This is a genomic window from Pelotomaculum sp. PtaB.Bin117 (genome assembly GCF_002067195.1).
Classification (GTDB): Bacteria; Bacillota; Desulfotomaculia; order Desulfotomaculales; family Pelotomaculaceae; genus Pelotomaculum_D; species Pelotomaculum_D terephthalicicum.
This window is the reverse complement of sequence record NZ_MVQM01000151.1, coordinates 13117-26470: the sequence shown is the minus strand read 5'-3', so window position 1 is coordinate 26470 and position 13354 is coordinate 13117. Positions and strand designations below refer to the sequence as shown.

Here is a 13354-nt window from a genome sequence, read left to right as displayed (position 1 = left end):
GAATGGTGGGGTAAAACCCCGCAGATGGGTGATTATATTAAAGGAGGTATTAAAAATAATTATAATTATTTTTATTTGTCACACATGGGTAGCATATCCCAATTTTTTAGGACTTCAGTCCTAAAAATAACACATTTTAATAATATTATTAACTTATTTTATAATTGTTGCCTTTACTTCATTTTTTATCCAATCAGTTACTATAACTGTATGGTTTTGTTCACTAGCGCGGGAGAAAAACTTGTTACGTGAATCGTCAAAACCCATCAATAAATAAAGGGCAATGCCAACAGCAAGCATTGGACTGTAATATTTTACTAATATTAATAAAGTTAGTACTAATAAAATGATATTAAGAACGTTTAAGTAAAACATTTTTCCATAACGCATCCGCTAACCCTTCTTTGTGAAAGGAAATACCGGGGTTACTGGTAACCCGGCTATCATGGCAATATGCCTTAGACCCGTGGTTTTGCGTCCATAGTTTTCACTATGTTTGCTCTTTTCAGTTTGCGTCTTTTATATTATTATATAAAGCTGTCTAATATAAGGAAATATGAAAAAAGAACTATTGTTACGGGACTCTGGTCCTGTTTGGCAGTTAACATTCAGATAGCAATAAAATGTTTAAGTTTATAAATGGAATTTATGGGAAATTGCGTAGCAGATCATATTTTATAGCTCTCATTATTATAAGATAGTCAATTCATTAAGAAAGGAATTTGGATAAACTTGTGATTTGAGTAAAGTGAGATTTGAGTAAAGTTGACTTTAACCACTTGTTCAGATAAAATATTAGATACACTAGTTATTAACTGAGAAAGAACTAATTTGCTGATGTGGCTCAGGGGTAGAGCAGCGCACTCGTAATGCGCAGGTCGTGGGTTCAAATCCCACCATCAGCTCCAAATTATACAGCAATGGCAAGGGTTCCGAGGTTGGAAGTCCTTGCCATTAGCTATTAGAAGTCAAAAGTGTGCCAAACATTTTAAAATGAGACTTATCCATGCCTAACAGAACCGAGCAAAACCAAAAGACAGGTGCGCTCCCAACTAATATTTACTTGACTAAACAAAACGCTTTTAATCGTTACTTCAGCAGTTAATGGGCTCATTGATTCGTACCAGAAAATATGCCAGAATGAATAGATAATAAGAGTAGATGAGGTTTTATTTGTGAGTGATCTAATAAATAGGGTTGGTAAGTTTAAAATTCCGAGGGATTTAATTCGCGGCGATAACAATGAAGATTTGCTTAAGCTGTTTGCAAAAACCATAATCATGAGGGCTGAATATAAAATTTCTAAAGATGTAATTGAATATACAGCGCTGTCTCCTTTATTCAGGGTAAAGGAAGCGGCAGAAACAATTCCCGAGTATAGGGTAGAATGTAAAAATATATACTCCGACAATGAAAACGTTGATATTGAAATAATTGCTGAAGAAATAAAGCAGCGCTTTAACGCTTAAGTAAGACTGTAATAAGCCAGGTTTAATAAATTGGCCGTCCGGCAGGGCGGCTTTGGTTTTACCAAAAAAGCAGGCCAGTGAAACGCCGCAGGTATGAATGACGGGTAGCCGGGGGGAGGCTTGCTTGTACAATCTTTTTGTTGAGACGTCGTTTCCGTAACCAGTAATCTGCCGTTGTCAAATCGGAGACGACGTAATTTACTGCACAGTCTTTGTTTTAATCATATCGTCAATGTTTAGGGTGCCGAATATGGTTTTTACTTCAATGTCAAAGTAATTTGCGTTCTCAATAAAACTTTTTGTTTTGTAATTATAACTTCCGAAATAAACTGATGATTTATCTGGTGTTTTGGCTACTGCAAATGCGGAACTAATTTTAATCGTAGCTGGTGTTTCTGGTTTTATTTTAATGGTTCCACATGAAAAGACATTGTTAATTATTATCTTTTCACCTTTGTGCCGAGGTATTACATTTGATAAATCAATTGTGCCTCCACTAAAAGTTAAATTATATTTTTTAGCTGGATTTGTAACTTGAACGGTTTTACTGCTAAAAACAATATCATTATCGGATTCTAAACCGGGGCCATGAGTAAATAATGTGACTCCTAAAAAAACAACGATTATAGAAGTTGAGGCAACAAAGATCGGTATTTTGATTTTGAAAATATAAGGGGCTAAAATTAAAAATCCCAGCATTACCAACAGAATTCCATAAAAATAATTCAATTAACGCACCCCAATATTATTTAAAATAGAGTAAATGCCGCTATAGGAGCGGGTTGCCATCACCGTCGGTTGAGTATGGTGCTTGGCTTGCCAAACACAAGTTTATGAGGCTGTTAAATAGCGGTGAGGAAGTTTGCGCATAGATAATCGTGAACGCCGAATCCATGATGCTATACAAAAAATTTCCAGGACAAAAGGCTATCTGCCTTCTGTTCGGGAGATCCATTTTAAACTGAAAGGACAGGTGTGTAAGCCTGCCCTTTTGTCTTTCTCCACTTGGGTATATGGAGTTTAATTGTTGGTTTAAGCTTGCTATTTGAATTGCAACGTTTTAAATGCAGCCGCCACCACAAATGCCAATACCAAAGACAATCAGGATAAAGATTAAGAAGATGATAAACCCGAAATTACCAAAACCTGCGCCTTCAGCGATAACATCGGACATTAAAAAGAACCTCCTTAGTTTTGTTTTTTACACTATATGAAACAGGTGCTGAATGTGTGAATTATTGTGAATTATAAAGAAACAAATGGTTGGTTCAGCTAAAGAACTTGAAGAAATTGCTAAATAATATTTAAGGGTGTTTAACATCCTTATACGGGTAAGATAGATGTAGTTAAAGGGGGTGAAACAAAATGAAGAAAGCAAACCGAAAGAAAAAGGTGCCAACAATGGCGCCAGGATCTAAAGGTTTATTGGAAAAAGAAGCCAGTAAAGAAGAGATAAAAAAAGGCAATTTTACCAGGGTCACCAATCTTTCATTCGATGAAACAGAGCCCAGTTAAGAAAATAAAGTGATAACAGCCTCCCCGCAAGGAGGCTGTGTCTTCGATACTCTGCTCACCGTCGAGCAAGGTCCCAAAGAGAGTAAAGCCGGCAGTTACTTTTTAATCTAATATATCCATATTATTTCATAAAAATATCCACGGTATGTGACCATCCATATTAACAAATTATTCAGCCACCGCATATATTATAAAAGAGATGGAGTGATTCTTGAAGTATATCTCTATAACCACCGGTCCTAAATGAGTCGGTGGTTATAATTTTGAAAAAATAATCTGGAGGTATTTTCATGCCCCGATCTGTTTACCGGGAACTGGTTGTTGGAGTTAATATTAAAGTTCCACTTCTTAACGGCAGCTGGATTACTTCTATTAATTTGGATAATGCAGCCACCACACCGCCGTTTGTCTGCGCTTTGCAGGAAATTATCCAGTTTGCCCCTATGTATTCCTCCGTTCATCGCGGCGCAGGATATAAATCCCGGCTTTCAACTGAATTGTATGAAAATTCAAGATTAACAATCGCAAACTTTGTTAAGGCAGACCTTAATTATGATACTGTGATTTTCTTGAAGAATACTACGGAAGCAATAAATAAATTATCTCACCGGCTTTATTGCGATAATGAGAAAAGCGTGGTTTTGTCCACAGAAATGGAACACCACTCTAATGATCTTCCCTGGAGAAACAAGCATCATGTTGATTATATAGAAATAGACGATGATGGAAGGCTATGCCTTGATGACTTAGTCTGTAAATTGAATAAATATAAGAACGCTGTAAAATTAGTAGCGGTTACCGGAGCTTCCAATGTCACCGGATATGTCAATCCGATTTACGAAATAGCTGAAATAACCCATAAATATAATGCAAAAATACTTGTTGATGGAGCTCAGCTTGTACCTCATGCTCAAATAGACATGCAGCCTGTCAATTCTCCCGGTCATATTGATTATCTTGCATTTTCAGGACATAAAATGTATGCGCCGTTTGGGACGGGAGTACTGATAGGCCCTAAGGAAACTTTTATGAACGGCGCCCCTGAATATGCCGGAGGCGGCACTGTGCGGACTGTTACCCACACTGACGTGTTATGGGATGACCCGCCCCATAAAGAAGAAGCAGGGACGCCAAATATGATGGGAGCGCTCAGTCTGCAAGCGGCTGTAAAAACATTGAGTATGATCGGTATGCAAAACATTAGTAATTATGAATTAGACTTATGGAATTACACTATAAGTAACCTTAAAAAGATTCCCGGCCTGCAGCTTTATTGTGACACGAATCCCGATAAACCCCGCATAGGAATCGTTTCCTTCAATCTGGACGGGATCCATCATGCTTTGCTGGCTGACATTCTGGCCGGGGAAACCGGTATCTCAGTCCGCAGCGGGTGTTTTTGCGCCCAGCCATATGTGCGGAAGCTATTGAAGATCCAGGAAGAAAAAGAATCATGTATAAGAGGGCATCGCTCCCTCAGCCGTCCTCAAAGCCATCTTCTCAGCCGTCCGGGTATGGTCAGGATTAGCTTTGGGCTATATAATGACTTTGATGAAATTGATATTTTAATTCAGAAACTCCATCACATTGTAGACTATAAAGAATTCTATATTCAAAAAATACATGGCTGTATGATATGAAAAAGGAATAAACATAACAGATTATAGGATGTAACATACTTGTTTTCTAATACATAAATTGTTTTATAAATTTGGGGGGAGAGTGGTTATTTAAATGTCTTTTGTACAATTAGGCGGTTTCTGTGAAATATTATTTTTGGGGGTATTTGTTTTTTTTGCCATGGGTATAGGAAGGTTGCCTAATAATTTTGTCCAGTTAATAGCCTTGTTTATTCTAATAATTATCACGTGGCTGGTAATTCAGGAATAAAAAACCCCACTTAAAAATAGTGGGAAAAAAAAAGCTGCGAAGCACTGGAAATATACTTTCCGGCGTTACACCGCTTTAATATTATCAAATACTTCTTCAACGCATTTCCGGCAGACAATTTTACCCTGATAACTCTGAACTTCAGCAGTGGTGCCGCAGAAAGTACAGGTTGGCTCGTACTTCCTTAAGATTATCTTGTCGAATTCAGTGTAAATCTCAATCGGGTTTTTCTCGTCAATGCCCATAATGCGCCTAATTTCAGCAGGAATGACCACTCTGCCGAGGTCGTCTATTTTCCTGACCAATCCCGTTGCTTTCATTGCTACATGCCTCCCCTTTTTTCGACAAATTATTACATTGATATTATACCAGATGATACCATTGAAAGTAAATACTTTCTGTTAATAATTGTTTAAAAAATTATTCAGTTAATGTAAAGTTCATGTTCTGGATACGTCTGCCCTATCCGCCGTAATATTTGCAGCTATCATAACGTATAGCTGTAAACTTGCTTTGCAAGTGAATTTGTAGTATTCTTCAAGGGATCACCACGACCGGTAAAAACCGGTGGCAGATACCAGTAAAGTCAGGGGTGAATCTTTTTGAAATTATTTGTGAATATTGATGGCGGCAGCCGCGGTAATCCGGGGAATGCGGCTGCCGCGATGGTTATTACTGATGAGGCGGGTCAGGTGCTTGCCACAAAAAGCAAGTTCCTGGGGACTAAGTTAACCAATAATTATGCTGAGTGGAGCGCCTTGGAAGGGGCGGTTGCGGCGCTGATCCATTTGGCCCGGAGGCATGGAAAAATTGAGGCTGAAGTACGGTCGGACAGTGAATTAGTGGTGCGCCAGTTTAATCATCAGTACAAGATTAAAACTCCTGACCTCTTTGAGATAGCCGGACGGGTATGGGAAAATCTTGCGAAAAATCCGAATCTCAAAGTAACCCTGCACCATGTGCCCAGAGAAGAGAATAGGCTGGCCGATGCGGCGGTCAATCGTGAGCTTGATCATTATCATGCATAGTTAAACCTGTTTTTATTAAATCGTATGAAGAAATAAATTGTACCCGCAATAGAAAAAGAAGGAAAATAAGGGAGTTGTCTAGAATTACGTGTTTATACCATTAATAATGAGGAGGTGCCAATATGGAGATTTTTAAAAAGGTTAGCGAAAGCGCCAAGACAATCAGTGAAGGGGCTAAGACAATTAGTAAAAAATCAAGTGATCTTGTCGGTGCGGCCAAGCTAAAGTATGAGATAAGCAAGTTGGAAAAGGAGATGGAAAATAACTTTTCAGCCCTGGGTAATCTGGTTTATCTGCGGCATAAGGGCGAGGAAGGTATTGAGGAAGAGATAAAGCGTCTTCTAGACGCTACAAAGGCACTGGAGGATGATATCGCTGAATTCGAAGAGCAAATAACCAAACTTCTGCCGAAGTCGCTGATATGTTCCGAGTGCCAGACGGAGCTGCCCGCCGCCGCCAATTTTTGCTTTAATTGCGGGACTAAAGTAATTGATCATGACTAAACCGAGTGAGATAACCCCGCAGGGGTTATTTTTTTGAAAAAATATCAATTCCGGGAGGAATTTAATGTTTAAAAACAAACATTTTAACGCTATCTTGACAAAATTTCTTTTGAGCGTTACCGTGTTAGGGTTAATATTGCCGTTGGCGGCTAATACAACCACTTTGACGGCTGTGGTCGCGGCAGTGGTCTTAACTTTGGCGGCCTATATTATTGCTGATTTAATAGTTTTGCCGCTATATGGAAACCGCTTGGCTGCGGTATCTGACGCTGTTATCGCCCTGGCAGTGACTTGGGAGGTGACGCGGGTTGTGGAAAATGTCAATCCTCCGGTGCCGGGCCTGATGATTATCGCCCTCCTGATTGGGCTTGGCGAATGGTATTACCACGGCCGTTATCTGGCCAGATTATTATATCAGGGGAAGATTAAGCCTTAAGTGGATAAAAAAATGCTAATATTTGTGATATGGCCAGATATTCTAAGGACTGATATAATTGTGAAATAAAGCCGAATCCCCGGTAAACCGGGGTACGGGGGAAAAAATTTTTTGGGGTGAATCCTGATTAACCGTTGGACGGAAGGCGTAAATGACCGGCGGTGATCGAGGTAGGGTGCCCTCAACCCGAACCCTTCAGCTAACCCCGGAGGCGAAGGAGGGGTTTTTATTGCATTTTGTTTGTCGTATTCTGTCAGGTTTTTTATTGTTGTTGGGGGTGTATGCAGTACCGGCCGTCGCTGATGCCGCTATTCACAATGTATCGCCCGGAGAGAGCCTTTATTCTATCAGCGTGGATTACGGCGTCTCTTTGGATTCCCTGAAGGAGGCCAATGGAATTCAGGATTCTTTTATTTTCCCGGGGCAGCAGATTTATATTCCGGAAAGTGACTACGGCAGTGATAGTTCTAATTACAGCGTCACGGAGGGAGACAGCCTTTATTTGATTGCCCAAAGGTACGGGGTGAGCTATCAGGATATCATGCTGGCCAACGGCCTGAGCGATACCACGATTTGCGCGGGTATGGTTCTGGCAATTCCCGGGTCCTCCGGCGCCCCTGTAAGAAATACCGCGTCCGGAGTAAGCCGGGGAGGCTATTTCCAGAGGCCGTCGTCGGCGGAGGTCGACCTTTTGGCCCGTTTAATTACGGCTGAGGCTGACGGCGAATCGTATGCGGGAAAAGTCGCGGTTGGGGCTGTGGTGTTGAACCGGTTGTACAGCTCTGAATTTCCAAAAACGATAGAAGATATTATTTATCAATATGATAATGGTACCTACCAGTTCGAACCGGTCATGAACGGATGGATTGACAAACCGGCAAGTTACCAATCCATTCAGGCGGCTAAGGATGCGTTGAACGGGGAAGACCCGAGCAACGGAGCGCTTTATTTCTTTGCCGGGAGTAAGGTCAGTAATAGCTGGCTGTGGTCCAGGCCTGTGAGCGCGGTTATTGGAGATGTTGTTTTTACTTATTAACAACAGTGTTTTATCCTTATCAGTACTTTAATAGCTAACACCCATGCCAAATAAGGTCTGTTTTACGGGCCTTATTTTTTTGTTTGCGACTGGCCGGCAGTCAATAATTCTGAGGGTTTTTACTTCTTGCACCGCAATTGACAATTTGCGATAGTTTGACATATACTGATTTTACTACAAATAATATGGAAACCCACACTTGAAGGGGGATATTAATGCGAGTCGGGGTGGATATTGATGGCGTTTTGGCAGACAGCCTGCCTTTATGGGTTCGGGAACTTAATCGTTTTTTTAATAAAAACAAGCAAGTCGAAGAGGTTCATCTCTATGATATTATCCAGACGTTTAATATTACGCCTGTTGAATTAAAAGCATTTATTGAACAAAGAGGCCGGTTTTTGATGTCCGCCCCCTGTCCGGTAAAAGACGCCGCGCATTATCTTAGCAGGATCAAAAAATATCATAATATTTATATCATCACGGCCAGAAAAGAAGTGTACAGGCGGGAAACACAGGCTTGGCTGCAGCAGTATGGTATGCTTTATGACGAGCTGTTGCTTATCGGCAGCTACGAGAAAGATGATACTTGCCTGAAAATCGGGCTGGACGTAATGGTGGAGGACACGCTTGAGGTTGGTTTAAAGTTAAGCGCGGTGGGAATACCGGTCATACTGATTGATGCTCCATACAACCGGGGAGATTTACCGGAGCTCATTCACCGCAGATATTCATGGCTCGAAATTTACAAGACCCTGGTTACAGAATCACAACAGCCGGCGGCTTCTTGTTTTAATAAAAATGATTATATAAAGGCGGTTGTTCCGCCTGCCGGCACAGCTTTAACTTGAGCCGGCTGCAGGTGATTCTTGAAGCCGTAAATACAGCTGGCAGGGGGGTGATTCCATTGAATGAAATGGCAGATGCAATCAGGCTGTATTACCACGGGGAAATATTCGAGTCGAAAAGAATATTAAAAAAGATCATAAATAAGGAGCCTGAGAATATCGGCGCATTAATCAGGTATGCTGCGATCCTGGAGGAACTCGGGAGGAAGGAAATTGCCGGGAAAATTTACCTGAAGCTTGCCGGTCTCTACCAGAAAGATACATGCTATGAGGATTGTCTGGAAGCATTGGAAAAAGCTTCGTCCACTGTGCCGCAAGTCGAACTGGCGCCGTTAAAGGGTACATGCCTTTATCATATGGGCCGTTTCGAGGAGGCCTTAAGTTGTTTCAGCATTGCTTCGAAAAGCATCCAAAATTTATTCCATACGGGCAAGATCTATTTTGCTTTAAAACAATACGATAACGCTTTGAAAATTTTCCGTGAAATAATGTCCGGGGCAACTAATAACGATGATATTTTTCTGGCCTGTTATTGGGTTGGTAAATCTTTGTATGCTTTAGGAAAATTCAGCGAGGCAATTTCATGCCTTCAGAGTTATGTTTCCGTTTATCAGGATAAAACACAGGCCCTTCTTGAGCTTGCTATCTGTTTCCTTGAGTCGGGTAGTTTGGAAGAAGCTGAAAGACACCTCCTGAAATATAAAGAACTTGACGGTAACATCGATTTAGCCAACCTGTATTTAGGTATCTTGAATTACCGCAAGGGGAGTTATGAACAAGCAGTTGAATACTTGAATGAAACTTCATCGAGCGAGCAGTCCATGCACTGGAAAGGTCTGGCATATTATGAGCTCGGTTTATATGAAGAAGCCGTGGCGTGTTTTTATGAGGCGGCGAAAAAGACGGCCAATCCACTCTATTTCAAAATGATGGGAAGCTCCCATTTAAAACTAGGCAATTATTTTGAGGCGAAAATTTGCCTTGAAAAAGCTTTAGATGCTGATCCTGCGGATGAAGAACTGAGCAAACTGATCGCAGTTACCGGCCATTACTTGGGAAAAGGCGAACTTATCTAAAAAACTGCAATAATAAATACCTGTTATGATAAAAGAGGTTTTTTTCTTCCCTTATTTTTGTTGTGGTCGTAGATCTCAAACTTCCCTGAAAAATTTTCTAAATTATATTCAATTAATGGAGCAGCCTTGTTTAAACGCTCCATCTGTTTAACGCGCATCTTGCTGACAGCGTTACCGTATTCGTTTCTTCTTCTGTCAACGTGGCTTTTGTGTTTGCTCATAAATTTATTATGTTCAACCGCTGGAAGTTCATGCATCCGGTATAACCACAGTTTCGAAGCTGGATTAGCGAAGTAAAGAGACACGGCAAACGAGAGAATACGTGTCGAAAGGAGCGGCCATGTACAAATATAAAATAATCGCAACTATTATTGAAATACGGGGTGACGGCAAGTGCTCATACGGGCATAAGGTGGGCGACAGCTTTGAATTTACGGCGGTATCACCGGCCGGGCTGTGTCAGTTTGCCTATGACTCGTTGCGATCCGCTGTAGCCGCGCTGCTTTACGGCGGCCAGTTCCCCTGGATGCAGAACAGCGAGGTGACTACCTGGGCATGTCCTGATCCGGAGAGGCCGGTAATTTTTGAACTGAAGAGAGTGCCGGTTTAAGGATGGAAGAAGTAACTTACCTGTTGCTGCCGTAAAAGTGACGGTTGAACGTAGGATTTTTACATTAATTGTCGAATACTATACCCCTATATAAATAATAAAGAGGTGAACTGATATGCCAATATTTGAGTACAAGTGTGGTGCATGTGAAAAAGTATTTGAGATTCTCCAACTGGCCGGTCAGGAAAAGGGAGTTAAGTGCCCTGATTGCGGCGGTTCCGATTTGAAGAAACTCATCTCGGCTCCTTTTCTGCCTAGTTCTGTTGGAAGACCGGCCAACGATGATTTGGGAAGGTGCTGCGGCAGCAATCCAGGTGAAAAGGGATGCGCAGCCGCTGGTTCCTGTTGCGGGCAGGAGCTCCAATAATGTTTTTTTGGGAAACGCCCAGGCCGGCCCACACGGCCTGTTCTATTTTATTAAAGATGAAATTGTTTATTATTGTTTGTTTGGACGGGGAGGTGTGTCTAAGTGAAGACGCTAAGAGTTCCGGAAGCCACTATAACGCGGTTGTCTGTATATTCAAGATTTTTGGAATATTTGGACCGCAGGGGCATAGTAACTGTTTCATCAAGGGAAATAGCCCAGGGTGTTGGTGTGGGTCCCGCTCAAGTACGGAAAGATCTGGCGTATTTCGGCGAATTTGGAACGCGCGGTGTAGGTTACAATGTCAAAGACCTGATGCGTTATACTTTAAAGATTCTTGGTCTTGATGAACCTTGGCCGCTTGTGCTGGTGGGCGCGGGAAACCTTGGCTTTGCCCTTTGTACCTATAAAGGTTTTAATGAGCGTGGCTTCTCAATAATCGGTGTTTTTGACAACGACCCGAACAAGATAGGTAAAAAAATTGTTGACCTTGAGGTTTATCATCTTGACAAGATGGCAGAAGTAATTGCCCGTCATAATGTTAAAGTCGGCATTATTGCTGTACCGTCCCAGGCCGCGCAAGAAGTAACCGATCTGATGGTGAAAAACGGGTTGCTGGCCATTTTGAATTATGCGCCGGTCGCGCTTAATGTCCCTGAAAATATTGAAATGCGAAATGTTGATATGGCGACGAAGCTTGAGATACTAACTTGTAATCTGAGCAAAAAGGATTTTAACCAGGCTACATAAGTTGTTAGTCCGTTGTAAAATAAAGCGCCCTGATTGTCTCAAAATCCCAGCCTTCATAGAAATTGACAGCGGCTTGAACTCCGGCCCGGTAAAGCTTCTCTTTGAGCTGTAAGCTCATTTCAAAATCAGTGGTCTTTACCCCCATAGAAGGAATAGATATTGTCCGGACACGACTTTTAGGATCCAGTTCGTGGATTTGGTCGTGTGCTTCCAGCATTGTCGATACAATGGCCTTAAGCAGATCGAATGGGTTGTTTACCCGTGGGAATAATGGTCCTTCAGATTCGATGATTTTGAAACCGAAAGTAGGCCAGGGAGGAGTCTCATCACTGTCAAAAATCCATACCGGAAAGTTGCTCAGCACTCCCCCGTCAATAATAAAGCTTGATATAGTCTGTTTGCCGGGTATGGTGTAGGGAAGCTTGCATGGTTTATAAAAAAAGGGTAAGCCGGAACTCATTCTTACCGCCTTGCTGACTTCCAGATTGTCAGGATTAATAGCATAGTCCTTAATATCATGAGGCAGCTTTAGAAGCTTGCGCCTGGTCACATCGGTAGCTATAATTACCAGCTTATAGCGAAATTTGGGGTCGTTTTCGTATTCTTTTATGACAAGATCTTTAAATGTGCGGATCCCTTTGGCGGCAAGTTTTTTCTTGACCCAGTTTTCCAGGTACTTACCCGCGTACAGGCCGTTTTTAAACCACAAACTCAGCGCCGGCCCGATGCAGGGGACCCTGTGTAGCCAATATTTGTCTTTTAGCATGCTGAAATCAAGGTCGTCAATCAACGAGCATATTTCAGCGGCGGAATACCCCGCCGCTACTAACGAAGCGATAATTGCGCCGGCGGAAGTACCTGCCACGTTTACCCAGGTATAACCCCTGCGTTCGGCTTCGGAAAGGGCGCCGAGTATGCCGAATACTTTAATTCCGCCGCCTTCAAAAACAGCGTCAGCGCGCATTGTCATGGCCCAATCACTCCTGATAGAATCATCTTATGGAGAAAAGACAAAACTGACACACAACTGACCCACAAATAAGCTTATGCCAATTTCTTCACATGTACGGGCAAGAAAAAAGGCTTCCCCTTATGGGAGCCTTTATAACCCGATACCGCCCGGCTACAGTCTTATTTGTTTATCAGCAGCAGTCCTACAGATCTACAATTTTGTTTTTCACGGCGAGAAGAGCGGCTTGTGTCCGATCGATCACACCAAGCTTTTGAAAAATATTTGTCAGGTGATTTTTTACGGTTTTTTCGCTGATGTATAATTTTTGGGCAATGTTCCGGTTGCTTTCTCCATGCGCGACCAGACGAAGCACGTCCACCTCCCGCCTGGTTAAGCCCTGAGGCAGGGCGTCCTGGGCGTGACGGGAGGACAAACGGCTGAACTCGGCAAATATCTTAGTGGTCATGGACGGAGGAATAAAAGACTCGCCTCGCGCTACTCCCACAATGGTTTGCACCAGTACATCCGAGCGGATGTCTTTAAGAACATAGCCTGAAGCACCGGCTTTGATCAGTTCAAAGAGGTACTCTTCCTGGTCGTGAATGGTTAAGGCGATTATGCCAATCTCGGGGTATTTGTTTTTGATAATCCGGGTGGCTTCGATTCCGTTGACCTTTGGCATGGTAATATCCATAAGAATGACATCAGGCTTGATTTTTATAGCCTGTTCTATGGCTTGCTGACCGTCTTCCGCCTCACCTACCACCTCGATGGCTTCTTCTGTGGACAATATTTTACGCAGTCCCTCGCGGATGAGTGTATGATCATCTGTTATTAAAACCTTTATCCTCTTCAAATTTCGTTTCCCTCCGTTTTAAGT

General features: G+C 42.1%; 18 protein-coding genes, 1 tRNA gene and 2 riboswitches. Of the genes, 13 read left to right on the top strand and 6 right to left on the bottom strand.

The genetic code is table 11. The features are described 5' to 3' along the window. Positions 1-153 precede the first annotated feature (153 nt). Positions 154-390, bottom strand: a complete 237-nt coding sequence (locus A4E54_RS11145; RefSeq protein ID WP_240081771.1) for a hypothetical protein — start codon at positions 388-390, stop codon at positions 154-156. A 37-nt stretch (positions 391-427) separates the two neighbouring features. Next, a riboswitch (cyclic di-GMP riboswitch) is annotated at positions 428-511 on the bottom strand. 322 nt (positions 512-833) lie between these two features. Between A4E54_RS11145 and A4E54_RS11140 the strand changes: the two genes are divergently transcribed. Further along, positions 834-908 (top strand) — tRNA-Thr (locus A4E54_RS11140). 267 nt (positions 909-1175) lie between these two features. Next, complete coding sequence (locus A4E54_RS11135; protein ID WP_240081770.1) at positions 1176-1469, top strand: hypothetical protein; 294 nt, start codon at positions 1176-1178, stop codon at positions 1467-1469. A gap of 198 nt (positions 1470-1667) precedes the next feature. On the opposite strand, the gene A4E54_RS11130 is transcribed toward A4E54_RS11135, so the two are convergent. Then, entirely contained in the window at positions 1668-2198 is a 531-nt protein-coding gene (locus tag A4E54_RS11130) for a hypothetical protein (RefSeq protein WP_240081769.1), read from the bottom strand. A 636-nt stretch (positions 2199-2834) separates the two neighbouring features. Here A4E54_RS11130 and A4E54_RS11125 point away from each other — a divergent pair. Then, positions 2835-2984, top strand: a complete 150-nt coding sequence (locus tag A4E54_RS11125; protein ID WP_240081768.1) for a hypothetical protein — start codon at positions 2835-2837, stop codon at positions 2982-2984. 290 nt (positions 2985-3274) lie between these two features. Beyond that, a complete protein-coding gene (locus A4E54_RS11120) occupies positions 3275-4624 on the top strand; it encodes an aminotransferase class V-fold PLP-dependent enzyme (protein ID WP_240081767.1) in 1350 nt (449 codons plus the stop codon). A 315-nt stretch (positions 4625-4939) separates the two neighbouring features. On the opposite strand, the gene A4E54_RS11115 is transcribed toward A4E54_RS11120, so the two are convergent. Next, a complete protein-coding gene (locus A4E54_RS11115) occupies positions 4940-5194 on the bottom strand; it encodes an AbrB/MazE/SpoVT family DNA-binding domain-containing protein (RefSeq protein ID WP_240081766.1) in 255 nt (84 codons plus the stop codon). A 282-nt stretch (positions 5195-5476) separates the two neighbouring features. Here A4E54_RS11115 and A4E54_RS11110 point away from each other — a divergent pair, with 282 nt between their 5' ends. The 6 genes from A4E54_RS11110 to A4E54_RS11085 all read left to right on the top strand — a co-directional run bounded on the left by A4E54_RS11110 (position 5477) and on the right by A4E54_RS11085 (position 9798). Next, entirely contained in the window at positions 5477-5902 is a 426-nt protein-coding gene (locus A4E54_RS11110; protein WP_240081765.1) for a ribonuclease HI family protein, read from the top strand. Between the two features lie 122 nt (positions 5903-6024). Beyond that, positions 6025-6405: a zinc-ribbon domain-containing protein gene (locus tag A4E54_RS11105; RefSeq protein WP_240081764.1), complete on the top strand. Its 381-nt coding sequence runs from the start codon at positions 6025-6027 to the stop codon at positions 6403-6405. 64 nt (positions 6406-6469) lie between these two features. Then, complete coding sequence (locus tag A4E54_RS11100; protein WP_240081763.1) at positions 6470-6841, top strand: DUF2512 family protein; 372 nt, start codon at positions 6470-6472, stop codon at positions 6839-6841. 59 nt (positions 6842-6900) lie between these two features. After that, a riboswitch (cyclic di-AMP (ydaO/yuaA leader) is annotated at positions 6901-7070 on the top strand. Further along, entirely contained in the window at positions 7071-7877 is an 807-nt protein-coding gene (locus tag A4E54_RS11095) for a cell wall hydrolase (RefSeq protein ID WP_240081762.1), read from the top strand. It abuts the riboswitch before it with no gap. A gap of 215 nt (positions 7878-8092) precedes the next feature. Further along, a complete protein-coding gene (locus A4E54_RS11090) occupies positions 8093-8725 on the top strand; it encodes a 5' nucleotidase, NT5C type (protein WP_240081761.1) in 633 nt (210 codons plus the stop codon). Positions 8726-8790: 65 nt separating this feature from the next. Then, positions 8791-9798, top strand: coding sequence for a tetratricopeptide repeat protein (locus A4E54_RS11085; protein ID WP_286726156.1), 1008 nt, complete (start codon positions 8791-8793; stop codon positions 9796-9798). A 23-nt stretch (positions 9799-9821) separates the two neighbouring features. Here A4E54_RS11085 and A4E54_RS11080 read toward each other — a convergent pair whose 3' ends face one another. Then, positions 9822-10055: a hypothetical protein gene (locus A4E54_RS11080; RefSeq protein ID WP_286726145.1), complete on the bottom strand. Its 234-nt coding sequence runs from the start codon at positions 10053-10055 to the stop codon at positions 9822-9824. Between the two features lie 83 nt (positions 10056-10138). On the opposite strand from A4E54_RS11080, the gene A4E54_RS11075 reads away from it, so the two are divergent. The 3 genes from A4E54_RS11075 to A4E54_RS11065 all read left to right on the top strand — a co-directional run bounded on the left by A4E54_RS11075 (position 10139) and on the right by A4E54_RS11065 (position 11522). Beyond that, complete coding sequence (locus tag A4E54_RS11075; RefSeq protein ID WP_248285786.1) at positions 10139-10408, top strand: TIGR04076 family protein; 270 nt, start codon at positions 10139-10141, stop codon at positions 10406-10408. A 115-nt stretch (positions 10409-10523) separates the two neighbouring features. Then, positions 10524-10775, top strand: a complete 252-nt coding sequence (locus tag A4E54_RS11070) for an FmdB family zinc ribbon protein (RefSeq protein WP_240081757.1) — start codon at positions 10524-10526, stop codon at positions 10773-10775. A gap of 102 nt (positions 10776-10877) precedes the next feature. Then, a complete protein-coding gene (locus A4E54_RS11065) occupies positions 10878-11522 on the top strand; it encodes a redox-sensing transcriptional repressor Rex (RefSeq protein ID WP_240081756.1) in 645 nt (214 codons plus the stop codon). A gap of 4 nt (positions 11523-11526) precedes the next feature. Here A4E54_RS11065 and A4E54_RS11060 read toward each other — a convergent pair whose 3' ends face one another. Further along, positions 11527-12492, bottom strand: coding sequence for a patatin-like phospholipase family protein (locus tag A4E54_RS11060; protein WP_240081755.1), 966 nt, complete (start codon positions 12490-12492; stop codon positions 11527-11529). 184 nt (positions 12493-12676) lie between these two features. Beyond that, on the bottom strand, positions 12677-13330 hold the full coding sequence (locus A4E54_RS11055; RefSeq protein ID WP_240081754.1) for a response regulator: 654 nt from the start codon (positions 13328-13330) through the stop codon (positions 12677-12679). Positions 13331-13354 lie beyond the last annotated feature (24 nt).